At 50.2% G+C, this 24,850-nt stretch carries 26 protein-coding genes; 6 read left to right on the top strand and 20 right to left on the bottom strand.

Annotated features, from left to right (window positions below; all coding sequences use genetic code 11):
* From RNAN_RS04030 to murJ, 15 genes are all read right to left on the bottom strand, one after another.
* Window positions 1-492 carry a type IV pilus modification PilV family protein gene (locus RNAN_RS04030; RefSeq protein WP_008219032.1) on the bottom strand — a complete coding sequence of 164 codons (492 nt, stop codon included), beginning with the start codon at window positions 490-492 and terminating at the stop codon, window positions 1-3.
* Window positions 493-561: 69 nt separating this feature from the next.
* A complete protein-coding gene (locus RNAN_RS04025) occupies window positions 562-975 on the bottom strand; it encodes a type IV pilin protein (RefSeq protein WP_008219030.1) in 414 nt (137 codons plus the stop codon).
* Window positions 965-4,288 (bottom strand): pilus assembly protein, encoded by a 3,324-nt coding sequence (locus RNAN_RS04020; RefSeq protein ID WP_008219028.1) that lies wholly within the window; start codon window positions 4,286-4,288, stop codon window positions 965-967. The genes RNAN_RS04025 and RNAN_RS04020 overlap by 11 nt, the downstream gene beginning before the upstream one ends.
* Entirely contained in the window at window positions 4,288-4,788 is a 501-nt protein-coding gene (locus tag RNAN_RS04015; RefSeq protein ID WP_008219026.1) for a pilus assembly PilX family protein, read from the bottom strand. Before RNAN_RS04015 ends, RNAN_RS04020 begins: the two co-directional genes overlap by 1 nt.
* A gap of 11 nt (window positions 4,789-4,799) precedes the next feature.
* Window positions 4,800-5,786 (bottom strand): prepilin-type N-terminal cleavage/methylation domain-containing protein, encoded by a 987-nt coding sequence (locus RNAN_RS04010; RefSeq protein WP_008219024.1) that lies wholly within the window; start codon window positions 5,784-5,786, stop codon window positions 4,800-4,802.
* Window positions 5,786-6,220: a type IV pilus modification protein PilV gene (gene pilV, locus RNAN_RS18615; RefSeq protein ID WP_008219022.1), complete on the bottom strand. Its 435-nt coding sequence runs from the start codon at window positions 6,218-6,220 to the stop codon at window positions 5,786-5,788. Before pilV ends, RNAN_RS04010 begins: the two co-directional genes overlap by 1 nt.
* Window positions 6,213-6,758 (bottom strand): GspH/FimT family pseudopilin, encoded by a 546-nt coding sequence (locus tag RNAN_RS04000; RefSeq protein ID WP_008219020.1) that lies wholly within the window; start codon window positions 6,756-6,758, stop codon window positions 6,213-6,215. The genes pilV and RNAN_RS04000 overlap by 8 nt, the downstream gene beginning before the upstream one ends.
* Window positions 6,759-6,879: 121 nt before the next feature.
* The gene (locus RNAN_RS03995; RefSeq protein ID WP_008219017.1) at window positions 6,880-7,587 is read right to left on the bottom strand and encodes a LytR/AlgR family response regulator transcription factor; all 708 of its coding nucleotides are present in this window, start codon (window positions 7,585-7,587) and stop codon (window positions 6,880-6,882) included.
* On the bottom strand, window positions 7,584-8,618 hold the full coding sequence (locus tag RNAN_RS03990) for a sensor histidine kinase (RefSeq protein ID WP_008219015.1): 1,035 nt from the start codon (window positions 8,616-8,618) through the stop codon (window positions 7,584-7,586). The genes RNAN_RS03995 and RNAN_RS03990 overlap by 4 nt, the downstream gene beginning before the upstream one ends.
* A gap of 92 nt (window positions 8,619-8,710) precedes the next feature.
* Window positions 8,711-9,640 carry a 4-hydroxy-3-methylbut-2-enyl diphosphate reductase gene (gene ispH / locus RNAN_RS03985; protein ID WP_008219013.1) on the bottom strand — a complete coding sequence of 310 codons (930 nt, stop codon included), beginning with the start codon at window positions 9,638-9,640 and terminating at the stop codon, window positions 8,711-8,713.
* 3 nt (window positions 9,641-9,643) lie between these two features.
* A complete protein-coding gene (gene fkpB / locus RNAN_RS03980; protein WP_008219011.1) occupies window positions 9,644-10,078 on the bottom strand; it encodes an FKBP-type peptidyl-prolyl cis-trans isomerase in 435 nt (144 codons plus the stop codon).
* Window positions 10,075-10,563, bottom strand: a complete 489-nt coding sequence (lspA, locus tag RNAN_RS03975; protein WP_008219008.1) for a signal peptidase II — start codon at window positions 10,561-10,563, stop codon at window positions 10,075-10,077. Before lspA ends, fkpB begins: the two co-directional genes overlap by 4 nt.
* Window positions 10,563-13,391: an isoleucine--tRNA ligase gene (ileS, locus tag RNAN_RS03970; protein WP_008219006.1), complete on the bottom strand. Its 2,829-nt coding sequence runs from the start codon at window positions 13,389-13,391 to the stop codon at window positions 10,563-10,565. The genes lspA and ileS overlap by 1 nt, the downstream gene beginning before the upstream one ends.
* Complete coding sequence (ribF, locus tag RNAN_RS03965) at window positions 13,388-14,356, bottom strand: bifunctional riboflavin kinase/FAD synthetase (RefSeq protein ID WP_008219004.1); 969 nt, start codon at window positions 14,354-14,356, stop codon at window positions 13,388-13,390. The genes ileS and ribF overlap by 4 nt, the downstream gene beginning before the upstream one ends.
* A gap of 50 nt (window positions 14,357-14,406) precedes the next feature.
* Window positions 14,407-15,981, bottom strand: coding sequence for a murein biosynthesis integral membrane protein MurJ (gene murJ, locus RNAN_RS03960; RefSeq protein ID WP_008219001.1), 1,575 nt, complete (start codon window positions 15,979-15,981; stop codon window positions 14,407-14,409).
* A 175-nt stretch (window positions 15,982-16,156) separates the two neighbouring features.
* On the opposite strand from murJ, the gene rpsT reads away from it, so the two are divergent.
* Window positions 16,157-16,426: a 30S ribosomal protein S20 gene (gene rpsT / locus RNAN_RS03955; protein ID WP_040551604.1), complete on the top strand. Its 270-nt coding sequence runs from the start codon at window positions 16,157-16,159 to the stop codon at window positions 16,424-16,426.
* 61 nt (window positions 16,427-16,487) lie between these two features.
* Here the strand turns inward: rpsT and RNAN_RS03950 are convergent, their stop codons facing one another.
* Entirely contained in the window at window positions 16,488-16,850 is a 363-nt protein-coding gene (locus RNAN_RS03950) for an ArsR/SmtB family transcription factor (RefSeq protein WP_008218997.1), read from the bottom strand.
* A 50-nt stretch (window positions 16,851-16,900) separates the two neighbouring features.
* Window positions 16,901-17,275 (bottom strand): response regulator, encoded by a 375-nt coding sequence (locus tag RNAN_RS03945; protein WP_237739883.1) that lies wholly within the window; start codon window positions 17,273-17,275, stop codon window positions 16,901-16,903.
* 127 nt (window positions 17,276-17,402) lie between these two features.
* Here RNAN_RS03945 and RNAN_RS03940 point away from each other — a divergent pair, with 127 nt between their 5' ends.
* Window positions 17,403-18,734, top strand: coding sequence for a M20/M25/M40 family metallo-hydrolase (locus RNAN_RS03940; RefSeq protein ID WP_008218992.1), 1,332 nt, complete (start codon window positions 17,403-17,405; stop codon window positions 18,732-18,734).
* Between the two features lies 1 nt (window position 18,735).
* Here RNAN_RS03940 and RNAN_RS03935 read toward each other — a convergent pair whose 3' ends face one another.
* Window positions 18,736-19,140 (bottom strand): hypothetical protein, encoded by a 405-nt coding sequence (locus RNAN_RS03935; protein ID WP_008218990.1) that lies wholly within the window; start codon window positions 19,138-19,140, stop codon window positions 18,736-18,738.
* A gap of 200 nt (window positions 19,141-19,340) precedes the next feature.
* On the opposite strand from RNAN_RS03935, the gene RNAN_RS03930 reads away from it, so the two are divergent.
* Both RNAN_RS03930 and smrA read left to right on the top strand, forming a co-directional pair.
* Window positions 19,341-19,622 carry a hypothetical protein gene (locus RNAN_RS03930; protein WP_040551649.1) on the top strand — a complete coding sequence of 94 codons (282 nt, stop codon included), beginning with the start codon at window positions 19,341-19,343 and terminating at the stop codon, window positions 19,620-19,622.
* Between the two features lie 69 nt (window positions 19,623-19,691).
* Window positions 19,692-20,270, top strand: a complete 579-nt coding sequence (smrA, locus tag RNAN_RS03925; RefSeq protein ID WP_008218986.1) for a DNA endonuclease SmrA — start codon at window positions 19,692-19,694, stop codon at window positions 20,268-20,270.
* Window positions 20,271-20,567: 297 nt separating this feature from the next.
* On the opposite strand, the gene RNAN_RS03920 is transcribed toward smrA, so the two are convergent.
* The gene (locus tag RNAN_RS03920) at window positions 20,568-21,161 is read right to left on the bottom strand and encodes a GNAT family N-acetyltransferase (protein WP_008218980.1); all 594 of its coding nucleotides are present in this window, start codon (window positions 21,159-21,161) and stop codon (window positions 20,568-20,570) included.
* A gap of 1 nt (window position 21,162) precedes the next feature.
* A complete protein-coding gene (locus RNAN_RS03915; protein WP_008218979.1) occupies window positions 21,163-22,083 on the bottom strand; it encodes a 2-hydroxyacid dehydrogenase in 921 nt (306 codons plus the stop codon).
* An 88-nt stretch (window positions 22,084-22,171) separates the two neighbouring features.
* On the opposite strand from RNAN_RS03915, the gene RNAN_RS03910 reads away from it, so the two are divergent.
* Both RNAN_RS03910 and olsF read left to right on the top strand, forming a co-directional pair.
* The gene (locus RNAN_RS03910) at window positions 22,172-22,969 is read left to right on the top strand and encodes a UDP-2,3-diacylglucosamine diphosphatase (protein WP_008218977.1); all 798 of its coding nucleotides are present in this window, start codon (window positions 22,172-22,174) and stop codon (window positions 22,967-22,969) included.
* 92 nt (window positions 22,970-23,061) lie between these two features.
* On the top strand, window positions 23,062-24,774 hold the full coding sequence (gene olsF, locus RNAN_RS03905) for a bifunctional ornithine lipid synthase OlsF (RefSeq protein WP_008218975.1): 1,713 nt from the start codon (window positions 23,062-23,064) through the stop codon (window positions 24,772-24,774).
* Window positions 24,775-24,850 lie beyond the last annotated feature (76 nt).

Genomic DNA, 24,850 nt, shown 5'->3' with positions numbered 1-24,850 from the left:
TTAGCCCTGGCTGGCAGTTAATATTAATTGGGCACGCTGCGCATCAGCACTGCAGAGCGACGCGTTGCCAGCTTGCTGTTTCAGCCGGCGCTGCCAGGTCATGGTCAGCTGTACCGTCTGATGCTGTGGCGTCACACAAAGTGCTGCCTGATGAAGTTTGCCTGTTGCCGCCTGTTGTAAACGGCTAACTAGCTGATGCAGCTGGATTGACGTTATTTGCGCTGGTGTGCACTGCGTTGGCGGTGCACAAGGAGGGAGTTCGGGCAGCTCGGTGTAGGGCGTTAGTTCCTTTACTGCCGGCAACAAAGCGTCGTTACCGGCCAGTTCATTCAATGCCATCGTGCTAAAGGCAACCGCCTGGGTGCGCTGCAACGCATCTTGCACCTGCTGCACCGCCAGCGTTTGCCCTGCCAGCACCCCCAACAAGCCTACTTTTAAAATAAGCAGGCTTACTAATACTTCAATTAAGCTGAAACCAGATTGTAACTGCATATCCGTATGCCAAAAGTTAAATAAATTAACTTTAAAGTTACAGCATTATTTCAAAAGATCAAATTAAACTTACCAACATCTACCGACATCTGCTTCAGTAAAGCCCCCGTTAGCACCTTTTTGTCCGGTATGGGTTAACAATAACGTGCCGCAACCGTCATTTTGCATTGAGGATGCAGCAGCACTTAACCTGTAAGTTCGCTCTGCAACAGCAGCCAGCGTAAAAGTGTAACGGTTTGCAAGATCTGCCCTACACTGTATAGCCGGCAGTTGAATATTCGCAGGGTTATAACGCATATTTTGTGTATAAGTGCGCTCCATAAATTGCGATAACTCCATTAAACAGGCTGTAGCTGCAGTCCTATTCGAACGTAAAACATGGTTTTGATAAGATGGGTAAGCAATAGCTGCCAAAATACCCACTATTGCCACCACTATCATCAGTTCAATCAATGTTAAGCCACGTTGTAAATTATTGTTCATTAGTCAGCTCCCGCCAGGTCAGGCGTCTTCCCAGTGCAACTACATTAATCTGCCTGGCTTGTGGTGTTGTTGCATCGCCTTGACCAGACACCTCTTTATACACATCGTCATCCGTTCTGATTACTGTATAACCTACTGTTGGTGATTCAGTCTTCACTCCACTAGTCGGAACATCTTTTGAAAAATCAGTCGTATTAAAGAAATTCCGTTTTAAACGACCTCCCTTAAAAGGGTCTATCGCCATACGCCAACTAATCCCACCAGCTTTGCATGGGTCATCGTCCGGTTTGAGTGTGTTGATAACAAGGACATTGTCTATCATTAATGGTGGTAAGACTACACGCTCTCCATTTGTGACTAAATCGATGTACCATCCTTTATCATTCACGTCCAGCACAGTGCTCTCTTCCAGTGCACGATAATCGCCTGATTCCTGATAAGTACGTTGCTTAAGATTGCTGCGTGAAAGGGTTATTGCTGTTTTGGAATCTTCAGTTTCATCAACAAAACCATAGATACTTTGTCTATCCGTGGTCGTTTTATCAGACACTGCCAAATAACTCCCAGTACCAAACATAATCCAGGTTTTGCCTGTATTAGGCTCACGGCTGATTGATAAGCCCGAAGTAATTGGTTGAACTTTGCTACCTACTTTAGCTGTAAAAATTGGATTATTACTATTTGCTAATCCCCACTGGTTGGTTTGCTTGTTGCTGATATCAAATTTCCAAACATTACCTTGGTAATCACCGGCATATACATAATCAACATTGCCATCCATATCTCTGTCCCAGGTTTCCAGCTGAGAAAAGCCATTTGGTGCAGCTGATGAATTTGGTAACGCAATCTTTTTGATTTCAGCACCTGTTGCAAGATCAAAAATCAAAATACCGCCTTTATTAGTACTGTTGTTGTAGCCATAACCAATAATTCCAATCCACTTATCAGTAACACTTCTGGCAATAAGTACCTTACCCGTGTTTTGCCCCACTTCAGCATAAGGCACATCCCATAACGGCTTAATTTCAGTTGGAACAGTGACATCCAGGGCAAAAATACTGTTACTACCCGTACTAGCCCCGCGTCCCAACGTGCCTAATACTAAAGTTTTCCAGGTACCACCAATAAAGGCGTCTCCTGAAGTTAATACACCATCAACATAGTACTGGTGTTTATAGTCTGGCGCCGCAAGGTCCTTTAGGCGGGGTAAAACAGCCTTGGGTATGTAGGCATAAATTTCCTTACCGGCACCGCCACCCAAGTTTTTATTGTCGCTAAACGCATGCAACATGCCATCATTTGCACCAACGTAAACAACACCTTTGCGTGTTTTATTAGCCTCAATATAAGCTAAATAAGAAGGTGACTCTGACCACCCGTTTCGATGGTAATTTTTACGCTCTGCTGCACCAACATATAATGGCGCTGAGTGTGCTATGTCACCTAATGGTGAGCTGCGCTTACGAAATAAACCAGTACCATTTTCTTTAATTTCATTAGATTTATCCCCCCGAAGATAATCAATCAGATTCTTTTTATAACCCGCACTTGTGGTGTCAGGCAAAGCTAGCTCAGCAAGTGTAACATTACTGTCATTGAAGTCTTTCAGGTTGGGTCCTTTAAAATAAGTTATGGTGCGCTGCGTATGAATGGGAACTCCCTCAGAAGCTTTCCATGCGACCTGCATGCCGTTATCCGCATCATAAGTCCATAAATCACCGGCCCAGTCTTCACCCTCATACCTTCCTTGAAATATTCTAGCTCCAGTTTGTGAGCTTGTACTAACACCACCCAGGTTGGAGGCAGAACCTGTGCCTTTAGTAATTTGCAGTAATGCCGTGGCTAACTTAGTGGCAAATTCATCCGCCTTACTGGCATTAAAAAAGCTACCCCGGCTGTTAACTGCAGCATGTAATAAATCATCCAGTTTATGCGCGTCACTTGATGCAGGATCCGGCCACTCTATATATTCATTGTTTGCAATTTTCTTAAAAGCATCTTCAGGGTTGTTGGGAAAGGTTGTGGTAGGAATACCCAACGACACACCAAAGGTGGTCATATTCTGCCAAAATGCCGGGTTTTTCTTTTCGTCAACAACCGGCACCAAATTATCCACAAGCGGCAAGAGGTCTTGCTTCCAATAGTGCATGGCGATATCAGCCAGGGTGTTACTGTACGCATCTTTAAATGGATCTAAGGCCTTATACTGACCGGTCTGGGTACCCGGCCCTAGTATGACTTTGCCATCTTCGTTATCAGAGTTATCTACTCCGCTAAACGAGTCGTTGTAGTAACCATCTGTCATCAGCATGGTAAAGCTTTGCCGGCAGCCACGGATTGGACTGTTCTCATCTGCCGGGTTGTCGCGCCAGGGTTTGTTTGTTTGAAAATACTTACCTGCAGCATCAAGCGCCACTCGCAATGGAGTTCCACCGCTGGCACCTTGTTGATACAAGTTATCGTAAAAGCCACTACGGCCACTGCCACTAAAAGGAGTTACATCAGTTTTTACTAGGCCAGAATGGTTCAGAGCTCCGTAACCAACACGTATTTCCGGCTTCAATGACTTGTGTGCAAAGGCTTCGCCGATCGCCCACTTAGACATTTGCATTCGCGTACGATAAAACGCAAACCAGTTAGCGAAATTCTGTTTTTGACTATCGGATACTTTGTTATAGATATAACAGCGATCATCATAGATGCCATAGCTGCAGCTGGAATCATAGCTGTAATAAAACGCATGGCCGGCAGCCGCATTCGGGCTTATAGTAAAACCGGTACGCCAGGAATTTGAGTAACTGCCACGATAATAAAAATCATCCAGAATAGCGCGATAGTTCGTTTCCAGATTTACTGTGGTACTGGTGGAAGCAAAACCATTTATCTTCGCAGCCGTGAAGCTTGCTGGCGTCATAGTAGTACCATCAGCATTGCGCGGTGGAGAATAAGACTTTGATGGATCAAAATAAGAGGTGTTATAGGCAGAAGATACTAAGTAACGTTTGTTGGTTGTGTCATAATAACATGTATTATTTGCACCTCCATAGCTACCAGCACCTTGGCACACTTCAGTAAAATATTGTGGAGCATTTGCATATGTATTGAGCCGAGTTACCAAATTATCTGGTGTAAAGCCCCAACGCATTGAACCAGAATCATCGATTACGAACAAAATATTAGGCGGCAAACCGATAGCCGTTTGCAACGGGTTATCAGAGATACTGATGGTATTTGCCGCAGCTTCACCTACAGCTAAGCCCAGTATAGCGCCTAACAACAGGTAACCGTATTTACCCGATACTGTCGTTTTCATTACAGTGGTACCCCTATAGTGGTTTGCAGCATAACCTGAGCCCGGCCAGTACCAGGCACAGTACGGGCTGTTATTCTGAAAGCTTCCAGCTCACAATCTACTGCTGGATTGGCCGAAACGGCCCGACAACCGACAGAGCTTTGATATAAACCGAGGTGCTCAATAATGAACTGGGTAGCAGGCATTTCAGCACTGTCTGCCGCCCGGGATTGCCAAACAGTTGTAGCATCATTCCAATAATCTGGTGTCGTCGCGGTAATCACGCGCTCCGACAGCAAATTTGGTGTCGCCAGCCGGTTTGCTTCTACCTGACGCTCGGCGGCAAACACCGTTGCCTCAACCGCCTGTAGCGATAATTCTTTGTCATATAAATTGGCCGTCATTTTTTCTTGTACGCCGGCATTTCGCATAGAGGTTATAGCCAAAGTACTAATAGCCAACAACAGCAATAATGCCACTATCAGTGCCATACCTTGCTGTTTATTAAGTGAAACTGTCATACGAGACCTCTTTAGCGGTTACGTAAATTAATCATATAAGTAAATGTCAAAGCATCAGCTGCGAGCTGAACATTAGCCGGAGCCGTCATTTGTAACTGAACTTCTACCGCCACCACATCTGCCCAGGATGCCACCGCATCAGCAGCACGTAATGCTGTGTTAGTACTCTCTAAGTAACGCAGGTTAAGTTGTTGCACACCACGCAAAATTTCATCCGTGGCTAAGACGGTATCATTCCCAGTTCTTCGCGGCGTACCACGATACAAACTGCGTACACCATTGGCGGCACCGACATACCAGGACACCGCTTCAAAGCGAGTCAACATCGCATTGTTACCAAATCGATGCGGTGTACCATTAGCGGTGCAAACCGTAGGAAAACCTAACCCCTTACTGCAGTTACCCGGGCTTTGGGAACCACCAGCATTATGCACAACAGTTTGGTTTGCCACATTGGCATTGGTGACCTGAAAAATGGCAGTATGATCGTCATCACAGGCCATCACAATATCACCGGGCGCAAGCCCGTGGTTAGCTCTGTTTACAAACAACGTCGCCGAAGCTGCGTTCGGTTGATGATCATGAATAGATACACTGTTACCACCACCAAACATTAGCTGCAGGGCAGCAGAGTCATTTACCGGCGCAGGATTTCCTAAACCTGCAGGCACTGTTGCCGGGGTGTATCCCAGGATACCGGCCTGGTTCGCCTGCCAGTTTGTCCACCACTGCGTATTGGCATTATTCAGCACGTTAGCAACACTACCATTGTTGGTACAACCAGAAAAACCGGCACTGCGTATGTCGCGCGCCATCAATTGAAAGGCTATACGAGCGTTCTCCTGCATGGACGATAATGCTTCGTTTATGCGGTAAGTAGTCTGATTAGCAATAAAAACCCCGGTAACACCACCAATCAGCACAAGGCCAAGTGTTAATGCAATCATCAACTCAACTAAAGTTAAGCCAGCTTGTTTAGCATAGGTTTTAATTATCATTACAAAGCCACCCGGTAGTTAAGTTGCATAGCACCATTGCCGGCAACACCGCGCGTATCGTCCCAGCGCACGTTAATTAGTAACTGGCCGCCATTAACTTCAGCTGTCAAACAAGCTCCCTCACCTAAGCGTTGTTTTAACTGTGTTGACCAAAGTTGATGTTGACTACCTCCGCCATCACAATCGCCAAGATAATCGGCCTGAAGACGGGATGTACCTAAACGCTGGGCAGCAATGTTAGCGCGTACGTTTTCACTTAAGCTATGTGCCACTAAAGTAGCCACGGTTCTCTCATGCGCACTTTGCACATTACGTACACCGCTGCTTTGCAAGGCCGCTACACCCAACAGACCAATACCTAGCACCAATACCGCTATTAATACTTCAAGTAATGACACACCCTTTTGACGAACTAATAGGTTTAAATTAGGCACAGGCACTAGCTCCTCTGGCTATGCTGATGGCACCACCGGCCACAAAAGTGAGGGTACGGGTATTTTCAGTAACGGATGATGACTTGGTGCACACACGAATAGAGGATGCCAAACCTGCACCACTATTATCGCGTACTAAACCAGCCGGCGTGAAAACAATGCTGGTATTTGCAGGACCTGAAACAACCAGATTGTTTGAGCTACGCCCCTGCGCCACTACTTCATTTCCCGCCAATACTAGCCAGCTACTCCAGTCTGCTTTAGCTGCACAGCTTATGCCATCTGTTGTGGCACACAGCATGACATTTTGCGAGCGTTTTATCGCTTCACTACGTGCCCCCTGATACGCAGACAGTAGTTGATTTGTAACACCGGTCAGGCGATTACCCTGCACCAGACTATTAAAAGAAGGCACAGCAACAGTAGTTACTATTGCTAATATTGCAATGGTTACCATCAGCTCGACCAGAGTAAAGCCAGTTGCACTCCGCCTGGCGTGGCTGTTATTTAACCTTTTCTTGCCCGTCAATACCGTCATAACTATTCAACTTTATAAATTTTGATCTGGTGGTATAAATAAAACTTAATCGGCTGTGCTTACAAAGCAAACTACTTTATGGACTAACGGTAATTTTGCCGGACTAACGGTCGCTTACACATTAACAGATGCAATTTCTGATGTTCGCAACTTCGCGCCGGCTCACTTCAAGCCGGTCATCACAGCCATGTAACCGGACCCAATGCCTGTTATTGGCACTGACCAGCCGGTCAAGATGAGTTTTGTTAATCAGGGTACTGCGATGTATGCGCAACAGCTGTTGCGGATACTGTTGTAATAGCTGCACCAGGCTCTGTTCAATAATGGCCTCACCACCCTTGTATACCATGCGGACATACTTATCTTCCGCACTGAAAAACAGCACATCTTTTAACTCAAGCTGTCGTTTAACTCCGGCCTGGGTATAAATAATTTTAGGCTCGGTGTTTTTTTGCCGTTCTACATGCGCTTTAGTATGCAAGCCAACCTTTTCCAGCGCCTGCTGTAGCTTGTCAACAGAGACCGGTTTTAACAAATAATCTGCCGGCGCCGCCTGATAGGCATTCAAAGCGTGCTCAGGATGTGCGGTGATAAAAATGACCGCTGGCGGTGTCGGTAATGCTAATAACTCAGTGGCGAACTCGATACCATCGGTGCCCGGCATAGCGATATCGAGCAGCAAGATATCTGGCTGTTGGCTATGTAGCAGCTGTAATGCCATTACCGTATCACCGGCTTCGCCCACCACCTGAAACTGGCTCAGTTGCTCTATCAGGCGTTTTAGCCTGGATCTGGCCAGCGGCTCGTCATCAACAATTAAAACCTTCATGCTTCTCCCTGCTTAGGCAACACCAGCTTCACCCTAAAGCGCCCCTCGTTACTGGCACTGTGTAACTGCGCATCTATACCAAAATGCAGCTGTAAGCGCTGACGAATATTGTCCAGCGCCATGCCATTCCCCCGCTGTTGCTGTTGTGCTTTATTACCTAACGGATTAGTAATAACAATACTTACCGAGCGACGACTCTCCAACACTGTAATATGAATCATTGCCTTGGTCTGGCTTTGCTCTGCACCATGACGAACCGCATTCTCCAACAGTGGTTGTATGGTTAATGCCGGCAGCTGCATTGCAGGTACAGGCTCCGGCAGATCCCACTGCACCGTCATTCGCTCTCCTAACCGCCATTGCTCCAACGATAAGTATTGCGCCGACAGCTTTAACTCATCAGCCAAACTGATTACCTGCCCCGCATTTAATGCCGCACGAAATAATGCTGAGAGATTCAGTAGCGCCTGCTCAGCGGCATCGGGCGCTACATGTATAAGCTCTGCTACGGTATTTAAACTGTTAAACAAAAAATGCGGCTCGATCCGAGCCTGCAAGGCATTAAACTCAGCCTGGCTTTGTGAGCGAACCTGTTGGTTGTGCTCGGTATGAATAATAAAAAACTGGATCGCGATAACGGCAACAATACCGCTAATCATCATATTGGCCAGCACAAAGCCAGTTAAGCTGGCTAACAGCGAAGGATGCTGCGCCTGCAACCAGGAGTGCGATATCACGCTAACCAGTATGGTGGCTATCTCAAAGATAAACACAGTTGCCAGCAACAACCATACCGGCGCCAAGCTGTTAAGCCACTGGCGTAACTGACACAGGCAAATCGTAGTCAGTAGTGACACCCAATGTACAAAAAGACTAATTAGACCCAACCGTTGCCACGGCTCGGCATGTATACCGGGAGCAAACGCCAGCACTACGGCTAAGGCCTGCCCCAGCACGAGCAGTCGTACGACAAAATGACCATGGCACAGATAGGGCAGTTGTAGAGCGGGCAACGCCCATTGCAGGTTCATTTGTTATTCCGCTATAGCCTTAAAGTTAACGCATACTACACCGGATAAACTACCAAAGTTAAGCCTGACCTGCGAAGACAAGCCAGTATCTGTCAGCGCAGCTCAGCGGGAATAGCAAACACCACGTTTTCTTCGCGGCCGGGGTTTTCAGTGACGGTTTTACCGCCCCACTGCTGTAGCTGTTTCACCACTTGCTGCACCAGCACTTCAGGCGCAGAGGCACCTGCGGTCACGCCCACTTTTTCTACGCCGCTTAACCAGCTTTGCTGGATATCGTTGGCGGTATCAATTAAATAGGCGGTGCAGCCCATCTTGTCGGCCAGTTCACGTAAGCGGTTAGAATTACTGCTGTTTTTTGCACCTACCACCAGCAGTAAATCGGCTTTGGCAGCAAGATCACGCACCGCATCCTGCCGGTTTTGCGTGGCGTAACAAATGTCGTCCTTGCGTGGCCCTTCGATATCAGGAAAACGGGCGCGCAGCGCATCAATCACATCCGCCGTATCATCGACAGATAAGGTGGTCTGGCTGCTAAAACACAGCTGCTGCGGGTTTTTCACCTGCAAAGTGGCCACATCCTCGACCGACTCCACCAGATAGATCCCCCCTTCCGGGTTGTCGTACTGGCCCATAGTGCCTTCTACCTCAGGGTGGCCGGCATGGCCAATTAAAATACACTCTATGCCTTTACGGCTGGCACGGGTCACTTCCATATGCACTTTGGTTACCAGCGGGCAAGTGGCATCAAACACTTTTAAGCCGCGCTGCCGGGCATTTTCGCGCACTGCCTGCGACACACCATGCGCACTGAAAATCACGATATTGCCGTCCGGCACTTCGTTTAGCTCATCGACAAACACTGCACCACGGCGGCGCAGGCCGTCTACCACAAACTTGTTGTGTACCACTTCGTGCCGTACATAAATCGGCGGCTCGTACAGCTCCAGCGCGCGTTCAACAATGCTGATGGCGCGGTCTACGCCGGCACAAAAGCCACGCGGGTTAGCAAGTAAAATATCCATAGCTTAATTTACCTGTACTATTTCGACACTGAAGGTCAGGGTTTGGCCAGCCAGTGGATGGTTAAAATCAATGGTTACAGACTCACCCACCACTTCGCGCACTAAACCCGGCATTTCCGAGCCATCCGGCATGGTAAAGCCGATGATCATGCCAGCCTTTGCCGGCGCATCAGCCGAAAATTTACTGCGATCAACATAGTAAATGTTATCCGGGTTGGGCATACCGTAAGCATCCTGTGGCGCCAGGGTAAAGGTTTTCTTATCACCGGCTTTAAGGCCGGTCAGCTGGGCCTCAAAAGCCGCAGAGATACTGCCATCGCCCATTTGCAGCTTGGCGGGTTTATTATGCACCCGGGTACTTTCTGCAGCACTGCCATCAGATAACTTGATATCAAAGTGAAAAATAACGCTGCTGTTACTGCCTATCGCTGTACTCACTTTTTCGCCTCTTCACTGCTAAAACTGTCCCAGATTAATAAGGCTGCACCGATACAAATAGCCGAGTCGGCAATATTAAATGCCGGGTAATGCCAGTTCTGATAATACAGGTGCAGAAAATCAATGACGTAACCATAAACGCTGCGATCAATCAGGTTACCAATGGCGCCAGCCAACACCAGGCTTAACGCCAGATTTAGCTTATGCTGGTTTTTACCATTACGTGCTAGCCACACCGCCAGCACAGCACTTATCACCACCGCTATGATAGTAAAAAACCAGCGCTGCCAGCCACCGGCGTCGCTTAAGAACGAAAAGGCCGCACCATAGTTACGCACATAGGTCAGATTAAAAAATGGCAGCAAGTCGATAGAGTCGAACAGCTGCATATTGGTAATCACCACCTGTTTGCTGATTTGATCGAGCAGCAATACCAGCAAGATTAACCACCACAGATGCCAACCTGTTTGTTTAAATAACTGCATTATGCAAACGCCCGCTGTTCACCATTACCTTCAACATTCGACACACAGCGCAAACACAGCTCTGCGTGCGCCGCATTGGCGCCAACGTCATGGCGGTGATGCCAGCAGCGGCCACACTTGGCGGCGGTTGATGCCTTTACCTGCACACTAAGACCGGCAAGCTCGGTCACTGCGGCATCGGCCGGTGCCGGGTCAACACTTACCTGAGCGGTCGAGGTGATTAGCACAAAGCGCAACTCATCACCCAACTTAGCTAAATCGGCCGCCAGCGCGCTTGAGGCATATAAGGTCACTTCTGCCTGCAACGACGCGCCGATTTTCTCTTCACGCCGCGCCGCTTCCAGCACCTTGTTTACTTCATCGCGTACCTGCAGCAATTGCTGCCAATAGGCATCGTCAAACTTACCGGCAGTTAAGCCGGCAAAACCGCTATACCAGACATCGGTAAAGACAAATTCTTGTGTTTGCCCCGGCAGTTCCTGCCAGATTTCCTGTGCGGTAAAGCTCATGATAGGCGCCATCCAACGCACCATGGCCTGAGCAATGTGATACAGCGCGGTCTGACACGAGCGGCGCGCCACACTGTTGGTATGAGCGGTGTACTGACGGTCTTTAACCACGTCCAGATAGAAGCTGCCCAGCTCAACAGTACAGAAGTTCATCAGCTTCTGGCTTACCAGATGGAACTGATAACTATCGTACGCCTCGATAATCTCCTGCTGCAATTTCGCCGCCCGGTTTACCACCCATAAATCCAGCTCAACCATGCTATCAAAGGCCACCGCATCGGTGGCCGGGTTAAAGCCGTTTAAGTTGGCCAACAGGAAACGCGCGGTATTGCGGATACGGCGGTATTTATCAGCGGCGCGGTTTAGAATTTCATCCGATACCGTCATCTCTGAGGTATAGTCGGTGGTGGCCACCCATAAGCGCAGAATATCGGCGCCCAGTTTGTTCATCACATCCTGTGGCGATACCACGTTGCCTAAAGATTTTGACATCTTGCGGCCATCGGCATCGACGGTAAAGCCGTGCGTTAATACCTGTTTATACGGCGCTTTGTGCTTAATGCTAACGCCTGTCATCAAGGACGACATAAACCAGCCACGGTGCTGATCTGAGCCTTCCAGGTATAAATCGGCCTGGTCGGCGCCGCCAAACTCCGGCCGCACATCGACCACACAGGCATGGGTAACGCCCGAGTCAAACCAGACGTCCAACGTATCGGTTACTTTAACGTACTGCGCGGCGTCATCACCGAGCAGGCTTTGTGCTTCTAAATCAAACCAGGCCTGAATGCCGTCCTGCTCTACCAGTTTAGCGACCTGCTCAATCAGCTTAGCGCTATCCGGGTGCAGAGCGCCGGTGTCTTTATCGACAAACAAGGCAATAGGCACACCCCAGGTGCGCTGACGGGAGATACACCAGTCTGGCCGGCCTTCCACCATCTTCTCAATACGCTGCTGGCCCCAGTCCGGGATCCAGCGGGTTTGCTCGATTTGCGCAAGCGAGGTTGCGCGCAGGCCTTGTTGCTCCATGCTGATAAACCACTGCGGCGTGGCGCGGAAAATAATCGGCGTTTTATGCCGCCAGCAATGCGGGTAGCTGTGTTTATAGGCTTTATGCACCAGCAGCGCGCCAGCGTCTTTTAACGCCTCTACCACGCTGTCATTAGCTTTAAATACATGCTGGCCGGCAAACAGCGGCGTATCAGGTAAATAGACACCGTTAGCGCCCACCGGGTTTGCCACTTCGAGGTTGTATTGTTTGCCCACCACAAAGTCTTCCTGACCGTGGCCCGGCGCGGTATGCACACAGCCGGTACCGGAATCTGTCGTTACGTGCTCACCTAAAATAACCGGCACATTAAACGCATACAGCGGGTGTTTAAGTTGTACCAGCTCCAGCGCGGCGCCTTTGGCAAAACCCAGCGCATGGTAATGCTCGATGCCGGCACGTGCCATCACGTCTTTGACCAGATCAGTGGCAATAATTAAGCGCTCGGCGCCCAGCGGGCCTTGCTCCACCTGTACCAGGCTGTAATCTAGTTTGGCATTCACCGCTACCGCCCGGTTGGCCGGAATAGTCCAGGGCGTAGTCGTCCAGATCACCACTGATACTTTACCGCTGCCGCGCTTACCTTCAGGGTGATCAAAACGGTCAACCACCGCCTCATCAACTGCGGCAAAGCGCACATCAATGGCCGGTGAGACTTTGTCCTGATATTCCACTTCGGCCTCTGCCAGCGCCGAGCCGCAATCAGTACACCAGTGCACCGGTTTAAAACCCTGTTGCAAATGGCCATTATCAATAATACGGCCCAGTGCACGGATAATATTGGCTTCGAAGCGGTAATCCATCGTGCGGTATGGGTTTTGCCAGTCGCCCAGCACACCTAAGCGGATAAAATCGGTACGCTGAGCATCAATTTGCGTTTGCGCATATTCGCGGCATTTTTGCCGGAACTCTGCCGCCGTTAATTTAGTGCCGGGTTTACCGTATTTTTTTTCTACTACCAGCTCAATCGGCAGGCCGTGACAGTCCCAGCCCGGCACGTAGGGCGCGTCATAATCGTCCAGCGTTTTTGCTTTAACGATAATGTCTTTGAGGATTTTATTAACCGCATGCCCGATATGAATATTGCCGTTGGCGTACGGTGGGCCGTCATGCAGAATAAAGGTTTTTTTACCTTTTTTGGCTGCACGAATTTTGCCGTACAAATCCGCCTCGGTCCATTTTGCCAACATTTGCGGCTCGCGCTGCGCCAGATTGGCGCGCATCGCAAAGGCCGTTTCCGGCAAATTCAGGGTATGCTTATAGTCGCTCATCCGTTTTGTTCCGTCTTATCAGTAATGGCAGACGCTGCAGCGTGCTGCCCAAAAAAGGCTTTTGCCGCGGCTACATCGGCGGCAATTTGTTGTTGTAACTGTTGCAGCGAGTCAAAACGCTGCTCACGGCGTAACTTATGCTGCAACACCACTTCAATCTGGCTGCCGTATAAGTCAGCTTTAAAATCAAATAAATGCGCTTCCAGTTGCTGGCGCTGGCCTTGCACCGTTGGCCGGTGACCAATATTCGCCACGCCCTGGTATTGGCCAAATACCGTATTGGCGGTAATGGCATACACCCCACCAACCGGTAACTTGCGCCGGTACAAAAATACATTGGCGGTTGGGAAACCCAAATCACGCCCCAGCTTGCGGCCGTGCCGTACCCGCCCGGTCAGGGTAAAAGGCCGCCCCAGCATGTCAGCGGCCAGCTTAAGATTATCTTCAGCTAACGCCCGGCGGATCAGAGTACTGCTGATACGCTGCTCACCCAACACCAAACTGGAGGTGCTGTACAAGCCAAACTGATAACGCTCTGCCGCTAAAGCTAACAGCTCAAAGCTGCCACTGCGGTTTTTACCAAAGCGAAAATCATCGCCAACTATCAATTGCTCCACCCCTAACTGCTTTAACAGCAGCCGCTCGATAAACTGCTCCGGCGCTTGCGCAGCAAAAGCGGGGGTAAAATGCACACAAATCAGCCGATCTATGCCCAGACTGGCTAAAGCGCGGTACTTTTCCCGAAACCGGGTTAACCGCGCCGGTGCTGCATCGCCGGCAAACAGCTCCAATGGCTGTGGTTCAAACAACATCACACAGGCTGGCAGTTGCCGTTGCCGGGCGATGGCCACCACTTTGGCTAATACTGCCTGATGGCCTAAGTGCACACCGTCAAAATTGCCAATGGTAAGCACGCAACCGCGGTGGCGGGGCAAAATATTGTGTAAGCCGCGAATTAACTCCATGCCTGCCGTATCTGACCTGTGATTAGAAACCGCGCATTATAACCAGTTAATCATTTGCTTTCAGCAACAGAATTGGCTTTAAAATGGGCCAAGCGTACCCCAAATAGATACAGCAGCACAAAATAACCCAGCACAGCCAGCAGACACAGCAGGCTTAGACGCCACACCTGCTGACTAAAAGGCAGCTGCACCCAGACTTCAAGGCCAGGGGTTTGCCAGTACAGCAGCGCCGCCATCAGCAAACTGGCCAGCAGCAGTTTAGCTAAAAATACCAGGCTAGATTTACTCAGCTGATACACCCCGGCCAGCTTTAACCCACGGTACAGCAAATAAGCATTTAAACCGGCCGACAGTGCTGTGGCCAAAGCCAGGCCAACATAACTTAAAAAGGGTGCCAGCATCAGGTTAAACACCATATTAGCGACCATGGCAATAATGCCAATGCGTACCGGCGTTCTAATATCCTGGCGCGCGTAAAAACCCGGCGCTAACACTTTAATCAGCATGTAGCTTAACAACCCTGTGCTGTACGCCACCAGGCTATAGGACACCATCAGCACATCCTGCTGGGTAAACTCGCCACGCATAAACAGCAGGGCAATAATGGGTTTGGCTAACACTATCAGGCCCGCCATTGCCGGTATACCAAACAGGGCAACAAAGCGCAGTGACCAGTCCAGCGTCTGGCTAAAGCGCAGGCTGTTTTCATTAGCATGATGGCGCGACAAATTCGGCAAAATCACCGTGGCAATGGCAATACCAAACAGGCCAAGCGGAAATTCAATTAAGCGATCAGAGTAATACAGCCAGCTGACTGCGCCGGTCATTAAAAAAGAGGCAATCACGGTATCGAGCAATAAGTTAATCTGGCTTACCGACACACCAAACAACGCCGGCAGCATCAGTTTGCGGATTTTGGTCACGTTTTCATCGCGCCAGCCCCACTTAGGCCATACCAGCAAGCCCGCTTTGGCTAAAAACGGCAACTGAAACAGCAGCTGCACCGCGCCGCCAATAAATACCCCCCAGGCCAGCGCCAGTGCGGGCTCCTGCAATGTCGGCGCCATCCATACGGCGCAGGCAATAATGGCAATGTTTAAAAATACCGGCGTAAAGGCCGCCACGGCAAAGCGGTTATAGGTATTGAGCACCGCGCCCGACAGCGCCACCAGGCTGATAAACCATAAATACGGAAAGGTAATCTTCAGCATCAGGCTGGCCAGCTCAAATTTTTGCGCCTCTGGGCCATCGTTTAACCACTCAACAAACCAGCCCATACCAAACAACATGGCCACCAGTGGCGAGGCAATGACACCAAACAGCGTCACCAAAGTTACCACTACACCCAGGCTGCCGGTTACTTTGGCCAGTAACTCACGCACGGCATCATCACCATGTTTGGCTTTGACTTCTGCCAGCACCGGCACAAAAGCCTGCGAAAACGCGCCTTCAGCAAACAGGCGGCGCAAAAAATTGGGAATGCGGTTAGCAAAAAAGAACACATCGGCAGCGGCGCCGGCGCCAACGAAATTGGCCACTACCACATCGCGCACCAGCCCCAGTACGCGGGAAATCAGCGTCATAAAGCTGACAATTAGGCCTGATTTTAATAACTTTGCTGACACTTAAGAGTCCTTCTGTTGCGAGGCAACTATTTTGCCCCGTTAACGGCGCAGATTACCAGTAGGCAGCCAGATTAAAATCTGTGACTTTGCCGTTAAAGCATTTGACAACGGGCCATTAAATAGGCATATTATGCGGCCTTTGATGGGTCCGGTTTAGTTTTTTAGGAGTGTTACCTTGGCTAACATTAAGTCTGCTAAGAAGCGCGCAATTCAATCAGAAAAACGTCGTCAGCAAAATGCCTCACAACGTTCTATGATGCGTACTTTTATTAAGAAAACCTACGCAGCGGTATTAACTGCTGACGTAACTGCTTCAACTGAAGCATTCAAGAAAATGGTGCCTGTTCTGGATCGTATGGCCGCTAAAGGCTTAATCCACAAGAACAAAGCAGCACGTCATAAAGCTCGTTTAAATGCCCATGTTAAGGCATTAAGCGCTGCTTAAGACACAGTTCCAACAAAAAAGCCGGCTTCTGCCGGCTTTTTTGTTGCGCTTAATCTGCGCCTTAGCTGCAATACAGCTTATGTAATAAGGCAATTAAGGCTTCTGCCTCTTTGCTGTTAAGACTGTAATACACAGTTTGTGCCGCTTTACGCGTTTTCACCAACTTGTGCTTGCGCAGTAACGCCAAATGCTGCGATAACGCCGACTGGCTCAACTCCAGCTTTTGGTTCATTTCGCCGACAGAAAGCTCGCCTTCCAGCAGATGGCACAGGATCAATAATCTGCGCTCGTTTGACACCGCTTTTAACAGCTTCACCGCTTTGGCGGAGTTTTTCAGCATATCGGATAAATTCATTACATCTAACTCTATCTGTCTGGATGGCTCAATATTACCGATTTCAGTTGAGAGCGACAATATAATCATTCTTATTTAACACTTAATCACAGCCAGCAGCATAGTGCCTTTAAGGCCGCTTAATGCAGTAAAGGTTGTACCAGATTATTAATTCGCTGCGCGCTAAAGGGTTTTACCACAAAAGCACCGGCACCGTTGGCCACGGCTTGCTGCAGGTTTTCCACGCTGGAAAAAGCCGACACCATAAAAATATTGGTATGCTGCTGTTGTTGTTTGAACTGCTTTAACAGTTGCTGGCCATTGATATCAGGTAATTGGATATCCAAAAATACCAGCTGCGGGTGGTACTGACGAAACAGCTCTGCCGCACTATTGCCATCTGCCGCTTCCAAAACCTGAGCAATACCCAGTTGCCGCAAGATTTGCGCAATAAAACTGCGCACCGCAGCAACATCATCAACAACCAGCGCACTGAGCTGGGGTAGTGGCATCATAAGATCCTTTCCTGCCTGTTTCATTCCATCGGGAGAAATACTGTTTTTGCCGGACACACCCTGTGGCACTGGCAAAAAAGGTGGTAGAGTCGGCAATACTCTATCAATAGCGGGACAAAATGAAAAGATGAAATTGTGGCTAACAACAATCACCGCGGCGTTAAGTCTGCAGCTGCACGCCAGCGAGCTTAAACTGGATAATAATCTGGCCTATCAGTTAACCGAGTCGCTGACGGTTGAGGTGGGGCAACGCCTGGCAGGCAGTGACGCAGACCGCCGCGCCGTCGCCTGGGCCGAGCAAAAATTTCAACAACTTGGTTATGATAAAGTCTGGCGCGAGCCTTTTACTATGCAGTATTGGCAGCGCGGCCAGGCCAGTTTAAGCGTAAGCGCGCCCTTTCATCAGCAGTTAGTCGTTACCGCTTTAGGCGGTTCTATTGCCACCCCGTTTGACGGCATTAACAGCCAGGTAGTAATGTTTGACAGCCTGGAGCAGCTAAAACAGGCTGATGCTGCGCAGGTAAAAGATAAAATTGTTTTTATTAATAAAAGCATGGCAAAAGACAAACTGGGCACCTTTTATGGCTCTGTGGTGGGCGCCCGTGCTCAGGGTGCGGTGGAGGCCGCTAAACTAGGTGCTAAAGCCATTATTATCCGCTCGGTTGGCACCAGCATTAACCGCTTTGCCCACACCGGCATTATGCGCTACAGCGAAGAGGTGCCGCGTATTCCGGCAGCCGCTATTTCGGTGCCTGATGCGATACAGCTGGAAAAAATGCTCAGCCGCCAGCCTGAGCTCACCCTGCACCTGCAAATGGATAATAAACTGCCTGGCGAAGTAGAAAGCCATAACGTGATTGCCGAAATCACCGGCAGCAAATACCCGGATGAAATAGTGCTGATAAGCGCCCACCTTGACTCCTGGGATGAGGGCACCGGCGCGCTGGACGACGGCGCCGGCGTTGGCATAGTAATGGCGACCGGCGCTTTGCTAAAACAGCAAGGCCGGCCTGAACGCACCGTGCGGGTGGTGCTGTTTGGTAACGAAGAAGGTGGCCTGGTTGGTGCCCGCGCCTATGCCGCCAAACATGCCGCTAAGCTGAAGCAGCATGTGTTTGCCTCAGAGTCAGACTTTGGTGCCGGCCGCATCTGGCGGCTGGACACCGGCTTTGGCCCTAATTCATTGCCTTTTGGTCAGACGCTGCAGCAGCAGCTGGCACACCTTGATATCAGCCTGGGTGATAACAGCGCGACCGGCGGGCCCGATGTGTCAATCTTAAAAGCGCAGGGCGTACCTGTAGTGACCTTACAACAAGATGGCACCGACTATTTTGATTATCACCACACGCCAAACGATACGCTGGATAAAGTGGACCCGGCGGCCATGCAGCAAAACCTGGCAGCCTGGCTTATTACCACTAAAGCCGTAGCCAACAGCCGTATCGACTTACGTCAGTAAGTTAATGCCTTTGGCGCAGCGGCCGGTTTAACGCCATGACCGGCCGCTGATGCTTACGGTAACTGCGTCTTAGCATCCATAGCTGTACACCCAACACCAATAGGATCATGGCAAAGGGGTACAAATACAGGTTGTCACTGTGGATAAACAACAACAGTGCCAGCATTGAATAGCTAAAAGGCAATAACTCATAGCACCAATATGGCAGCACCCCACCATATTTTTGCCGGGCATTTCTGATATCCGAGCGCCGGTTCTCTGAACGCAGCACCCATACCACCGCCCCCGCCAGCGCCAGTAAGCTGCCGGCAGCTGTTGCGAACAGCAAGGGAGATGACAACATAATGCCGATACCCGTCGCCACATAGACGTAAGGTAAGGCTTCATACAGTTTGCTGGGTAACATAGGCCGCTCCTTCCTTGTTAAGCTGGCATAAGATGCAGACACCATTCAGTGTAGACGATTGTTAACAAATTACCGCATCAGCGCCACCTAAGCATCAATTTAACTAATACGAAAAGTGTAAAATTACTCAGTTGAGCGGCAGTGCTTTGCACAGCATAATGCGCGCCTTATTTCTCCGCCGTAGTACCCCGGACCGCGCCATGGAAACTATCATGTACGACATTATTAGCTGGATTGGCCTAACCATATGTATTGGCGCATTTTTTATTAAAGATATCTTTTGGTTGCGGCTAGCCACCTTGATTGGCTGCAGCTTGTTGTTTGTCTACTACAGCCACATTGCCATCCCGCAAGGGGTGATATCTAATTTATTAGTATTATTAATTAATGCTTATTATCTGCTGCGCTGTTTTGGCCGTCGTTCCAGTACGGCTTCATCAACGCCACCGGCGGTTAACAGCCAGGTGGCACCGGCCGAGTAACGCCCGTAGCGCTTTTGCCCTGCCCCGGCTTTCGCTATAATGGCCGGTCTACAGGCAGGAGTACCCGCTATGCAAAATGACGAACTGGATTTGTTTCTGCAGGAGATGTCTGGCGTAAAGCCGCTGTCTCAGGACGAAGTCTTGCCACAGCATGGTGAATTCAGCCCTACCCTGGCGCAACTGGCCCGGCGCAAAGCGGCCGAGCAGGAAATGGAATACGACGCTAATTACCTCAGCATGGAATATGTTGATCTGGTAAAGCCAGACGAGCCTTTTACCTACAAAAAAGACGGTGTACAGGATGGCGTGTACCGTAATTTACGCCTGGGCAAATATCAGCTCGATGCCACGCTAAACTTGCTGGGTAAAAGCCTGACTGATGCCCGGCGTGAGCTGTTCTTTTTTATCGAAGATTGCCATAAGCGCGGCATTCGCACTTTGCTTATTCACCACGGCATGGGCCGCAACAGCAAGCCACACCCGGCAATACTGCGCAGCTATGTGTTTAAATGGCTGCCGCAAATGCCAATAGTGCTGGCCTGTAACACGGCACAAAAGCAGCATGGCGGTTATTCGGCCACTTATGTGCTACTGCAGAAAAACGCCGAACAAAAACGCGAAAACCGCGAATTACATGCCAAACGCTAAGCAAAAAAATAGCCCCCGGCTAAGCGGGGGCTATTTTTTGTCAATCCTTTTGACGCTGTTCGTCCTTTAGCTAGCTGCACAACAGGCAGACAGCTTCGGCTTTGGTCAAGAATGCCGATAACGCCATTACACACACTACAACGGCGATTGCGGTAAAGCCAAAACCACGACTGGACGCTTTACTCATAACTAACCTCAGTAACACATTTTATTATTCTATTTAGCAACTTGGCTTAGGTTTCCCTAAACCGCTACTGAGTGTAGTTAAGTTGTAACAAAGTTACAATAACTGTGTATTTAACCAGCATTTTCAGTGTGATAAGCCAGCGCCGAATAAACAAATTGTTGCGCCAGTAAGCGCGGATCGTTCAGGCTGGGTAAAGCTTCAGTGCTGTGCTGAATGTCGGTAATCACAAAGCCTGCGCGCTGGTAATTTGCCAGTGCCGACCGATGATCGGCACTGCAGGTATGCAGCCAGATCCGGCTGGCCTGCCACTGCTGTGCTTGTTGTATCGCTGCCTGCGCCAGCCCCAGCCCCAAACCCTGGCCAATAAATTGTGGTAATAATCCGAAAAATTTAATTTCGACACTCTGATCAGGCTGCTTTAGCAGCTCTATGTAACCTGCCGGCGTGCCTTTTACCCACAACAGCCAGGTACGCACCTGCTGCAACGTTAAATAGTCCAGCCACTGCTGATAGCTCCAGCTCAACCGGCTAAACCATTGCCAGCGCCCGCCAACCGCCCGAAACATAAACTGGCTTAGCTCCGGGCTGGCAATTTCGGCCTCCACCAGTTGCACTCCCTCAGGCCAGCTAATAGCATTAACAGCAGGCCCCTGGTATTGCAAATACCAGGTGGTGACAGCTACCAGCTGTGCTGCTGTTGTCATCTTAATAACCCCTTGTCACATCGACCAGATTAAGCAGCGGCAAACCTTGCTGGCTGCGCCGGTAATTATCAGCAATTTGCTCAACCACAGTAGCCACATTAGTGACTGCAGACACATGCGGCGTAATCAAAATGGCCGGATGCTGCCAAAACGCATGTTCTGCCGGCAGCGGCTCCTGGCTGAACACATCTAAACAGGCCGCTTCCAGCTGCCCGCTTTGTAGTGCATCCAGTAAGGCGTTGTCATCGACAATAGCGCCGCGCGCCACATTAATAAAAATAGCGCCGGGTTTAGTGCTGCTAAAAAAGGTTTGCCCCAACAGCCCCTGCGTAGCCTGGGTTAATGGCAATAAGCAAATAATCACATCGGCTTGCGCCACAGCAGCAGCTAACTGGCCGGCCCCGTGATATACCTGCACCTGCTCAAGTTGTTTGGCCGTTCTGGCCCAGCCGCTTACCTGGTAACCCAAACTGACAAAATGCGCCGCCACCGCACTGCCAAGCTCGCCCAGCCCCAGCACGCTGATGTGTTGTAAGCGGCGCGGGCTTTTCGGCCGCCACAGCGCCTGGCGCTGCTGCAGACTGAACTGATCCAGCCTTAGCCGGTAATGGCTAACCACGCCATCGACATAGCGCACCATAGTGCGGGTTAAACTGGGGTCAACAATACGGGCAATCGGCAGCGTGGGCAAAGTGGCGTCGGCCAGAATGGCATCTACGCCGGCGCCATAGCACTGAATGGCTTTAAGCTTGGGTAGCGCCGCAAGACAGCCCGCTGGCTGTTTCCACACCACGGCAAATTCAACGGCGTCGGGCTGATGGATATCGGGCCAGACGTCAATACGGGTATCAGGCAGCGCCTGGGTTAAACGCTGCTGTAAATCATCCAGTTTGCGGTCGGGAATAATCAGCGCAAGGCTCATAGGTCACCAAAACTTCAAAAAAACGTCATGTCGTTGCCACAGCCTGCCACCAAGCTGGCGTGGCCTAAAGATAACACGGTAACCACCGATGCTAAACTGCCGCACCTTGTTTTTATCTGATGTGCATCTGGGCTGCAAAGATTGTCAGGCTGACTATCTGCTGGCGTTTTTACAACAGTGCCGGGCCGATACCATCTATTTACTGGGCGACATTGTCGATTTGTGGGCCATGCAAAAACAGGTACACTGGCATCAGCAGCAGAATAAATTACTGCGCTGCCTGCTGGACAAAGCTGAGCAAGGCTGTCGCCTGGTCTATATACCGGGCAACCATGATGAAGCATTCAGGCTTTATGCCGGCAAGCAGTTTGGCAATATCAGCGTGCAGCTGCGGGCCAGCCACACTACAGTGCAGGGCAAAAGGCTGTTGCTGCTACATGGTGATGAATTTGACAAAGAGGTTAACTTTGGCCGCTGGCATGCCTGGCTGGGCGATAACCTGTACGACTTGCTGCTGTTTTTAAACCGTTGGTATAACCGGCTGCGTCGCTTAAGTGGCGGTGGCTATTTTAGCCTGGCCGCTTACATTAAAAGCCGGGTACCCGGCGCGCAAAAGGCCATTGCCCGTTATCGTGCAGCCGCAGTGGCCAAAGCCCGCCGTGCTGGCTTTGACGGTATAGTGTGCGGCCACATTCACCACCCGGAGATCCGCTTAGAGCAAGGTATTATTTATTGCAATGACGGTGACTGGATTGACAGCTGTACCGCCCTGGCCGAGCACCATGATGGCAGCCTGGCGCTCTATCACTGTAGCGGGCAAGCCGAGCAAATTGCGCTGTTAGACCAATCAACAGCCAGCAGTAAGGCTGGCCTAAAGGTAGCGTAAAAATTCCGCAAATTGCCATAAAACCGCAACCGCATTGTCATACTGCCGCTTTAGCCTAAGCGCAACCTGGTGTTGCATTAGCGGAGCGAACAATGATCAGTGTTGAGCAGGTGTTATCACAAAATATGCCAGGCTTAGCCAATAAAGCCTGGCTGTATAAACCGGTGAAAGGCGCCCTGCGCCGCCTGCTGCATGAGCAGGACTTTATCAACTTTGCTAAGCGCTACCCACACTTGCAGGGGCTGGAATTTGTCGAGCAGGTGCTGGAGCATTTTAATTTTCGCTTCTCAGTACGTGATAACGAAATAGAGCGCATCCCCGCCACCGGCCGGGTCGTGATTATCGCCAACCACCCTATCGGCTCGTTAGACGGCCTGGCGCTGCTCAAACTGGTGAGCGACATTAGGCCCGATGTAAAAGTCGTGGCGAACCAGCTGCTGATGGCATTACAACCCCTGCATAACCTGCTGCTGCCAGTCAATAATATGCACGGCGGCACTGAGCGGCGCGCGCTGGATAATATTCAGCAACATTTAGCTCAGGAAGGCGCATTAATATTATTTCCCAGCGGTGAAGTGTCACGTCTGCGGCCCGAGGGCATTCGTGATGGTAAATGGCACAGTGGCTTTTTACGCTTTGCCACTAACGCCAAGGCGCCCATTTTGCCGGTGTATATTGATGGCAGAAATTCAGCGCTGTTTTATGGCGCTTCTATGCTGTACAAACCGCTGGCCACCATGCTGCTGGTGCAGGAGATGTTTAAGCAGCAGCGCAAAAAGCTGGATATGCGTATTGGCGAGCTGATCCCTTATGATGCCTTTGCCAACCTGGCACTGGAAACACCGGCCAGGGTTAAGCTGTTTAAAAAACATTTATACCGCCTGGCCAAAGATAAACCGGGGCTCTTTATCACCCAAAGTGCGATCGCCCACCCGGAAGATCGCATCGCACTGAAAAAAGCCATAGCCCAGTGCGAGCTATTGGGCCATACCAGTGATGGCAAACAAATCTATTTGTATCAGCACCAGCAAAGCTCACCCATCATGCGCGAAATTGGCCGGCTGCGTGAAATAGCCTTTCGCGCGGTGGGCGAAGGCAGCGGCCAGCGCCGCGATCTCGACCGCTATGACAGCCACTATGAGCAGCTAATTTTATGGGATAAGGACGATTTAGAGATTGTCGGTGCCTACCGGTTTGCCAATAGCCGTAAGGTGTTAGCAGAGCACGGGCCGGCAGGCTTGTATACGGCCAGCCTGTTTCAGTTTGACCACAGCATGCAACCTTATCTGGCGGCCGGGCTGGAGCTGGGGCGCAGCTTTGTGCAGCCGCGCTATTGGGGTAAGCGCAGTCTGGATTACCTCTGGTACGGCATAGGCGCTTATTTACGCCGTAACCCCGACATTCGCTATTTATTCGGCGGTGTCAGCTTATCGGCCAGTTACCCGCGGGCAGCACGCGACTTAATGGTGTATTTCTATAGCCTGTATTTTGCCGATACCGGCTTAAGTGCAGTGTCTCATCAACCCTATCAGCTGCCACAGGCCATACTCAGTGAACTGCAGCAGCATTTTAGCGGCAACGACTATCTGGCCGACTTTACCCAGTTAAAGCACCTGCTGGCCAATATGGGGCTGAGCATTCCCACGCTGTACAAACAATACAGCGAATTGTGTGAGCCCGGCGGCGTCAAGTTTCTCGCCTTTGGTACTGATCCCGATTTTGCCAACTGTGTCGATGGCCTGGTGCTGGTTGACCTGCAGCAGCTTAAAGCGGCAAAAAGAGCCCGCTATCTGACGGCCAATTAAGCCGGCTTTACCCTGGCATTTGGCGGCAACATGGCTTGCCAATATGCCAGTGTAAAGGTTACGTAAAGTTCAGTTT

It is taken from the genome of Rheinheimera nanhaiensis E407-8 (assembly GCF_000296695.1).
GTDB classification, from domain to species: domain Bacteria; phylum Pseudomonadota; class Gammaproteobacteria; order Enterobacterales; family Alteromonadaceae; genus Alishewanella; species Alishewanella nanhaiensis.
This window is presented reverse-complemented; position numbering and strand designations above follow the sequence as displayed.

Excerpts from the sequence above, each read along its gene's own strand:
- RNAN_RS03920 (WP_008218980.1), bottom strand. The coding sequence starts at position 21,161 with ATGACAACAGCAGCACAGCTGGTAGCTGTCACCACCTGGTATTTGCAA.
- RNAN_RS03940 (WP_008218992.1), top strand. The coding sequence starts at position 17,403 with ATGAAATTGTGGCTAACAACAATCACCGCGGCGTTAAGTCTGCAGCTG.
- RNAN_RS03995 (WP_008219017.1), bottom strand. The coding sequence starts at position 7,587 with ATGAAGGTTTTAATTGTTGATGACGAGCCGCTGGCCAGATCCAGGCTA.
- RNAN_RS03950 (WP_008218997.1), bottom strand. The coding sequence starts at position 16,850 with ATGATTATATTGTCGCTCTCAACTGAAATCGGTAATATTGAGCCATCC.
- ileS (WP_008219006.1), bottom strand. The coding sequence starts at position 13,391 with ATGAGCGACTATAAGCATACCCTGAATTTGCCGGAAACGGCCTTTGCG.
- RNAN_RS03945 (WP_237739883.1), bottom strand. The coding sequence starts at position 17,275 with ATGATGCCACTACCCCAGCTCAGTGCGCTGGTTGTTGATGATGTTGCT.
- RNAN_RS04030 (WP_008219032.1), bottom strand. The coding sequence starts at position 492 with ATGCAGTTACAATCTGGTTTCAGCTTAATTGAAGTATTAGTAAGCCTG.
- lspA (WP_008219008.1), bottom strand. The coding sequence starts at position 10,563 with ATGCAGTTATTTAAACAAACAGGTTGGCATCTGTGGTGGTTAATCTTG.
- RNAN_RS03930 (WP_040551649.1), top strand. The coding sequence starts at position 19,341 with ATGGAAACTATCATGTACGACATTATTAGCTGGATTGGCCTAACCATA.
- RNAN_RS04020 (WP_008219028.1), bottom strand. The coding sequence starts at position 4,288 with ATGAAAACGACAGTATCGGGTAAATACGGTTACCTGTTGTTAGGCGCT.
- RNAN_RS03935 (WP_008218990.1), bottom strand. The coding sequence starts at position 19,140 with ATGTTACCCAGCAAACTGTATGAAGCCTTACCTTACGTCTATGTGGCG.
- RNAN_RS04000 (WP_008219020.1), bottom strand. The coding sequence starts at position 6,758 with ATGACGGTATTGACGGGCAAGAAAAGGTTAAATAACAGCCACGCCAGG.
- olsF (WP_008218975.1), top strand. The coding sequence starts at position 23,062 with ATGATCAGTGTTGAGCAGGTGTTATCACAAAATATGCCAGGCTTAGCC.
- smrA (WP_008218986.1), top strand. The coding sequence starts at position 19,692 with ATGCAAAATGACGAACTGGATTTGTTTCTGCAGGAGATGTCTGGCGTA.
- ispH (WP_008219013.1), bottom strand. The coding sequence starts at position 9,640 with ATGGATATTTTACTTGCTAACCCGCGTGGCTTTTGTGCCGGCGTAGAC.
- RNAN_RS04015 (WP_008219026.1), bottom strand. The coding sequence starts at position 4,788 with ATGACAGTTTCACTTAATAAACAGCAAGGTATGGCACTGATAGTGGCA.
- RNAN_RS04010 (WP_008219024.1), bottom strand. The coding sequence starts at position 5,786 with ATGATAATTAAAACCTATGCTAAACAAGCTGGCTTAACTTTAGTTGAG.
- RNAN_RS03910 (WP_008218977.1), top strand. The coding sequence starts at position 22,172 with ATGCTAAACTGCCGCACCTTGTTTTTATCTGATGTGCATCTGGGCTGC.
- RNAN_RS03990 (WP_008219015.1), bottom strand. The coding sequence starts at position 8,618 with ATGAACCTGCAATGGGCGTTGCCCGCTCTACAACTGCCCTATCTGTGC.
- RNAN_RS03915 (WP_008218979.1), bottom strand. The coding sequence starts at position 22,083 with ATGAGCCTTGCGCTGATTATTCCCGACCGCAAACTGGATGATTTACAG.
- ribF (WP_008219004.1), bottom strand. The coding sequence starts at position 14,356 with ATGGAGTTAATTCGCGGCTTACACAATATTTTGCCCCGCCACCGCGGT.
- RNAN_RS04025 (WP_008219030.1), bottom strand. The coding sequence starts at position 975 with ATGAACAATAATTTACAACGTGGCTTAACATTGATTGAACTGATGATA.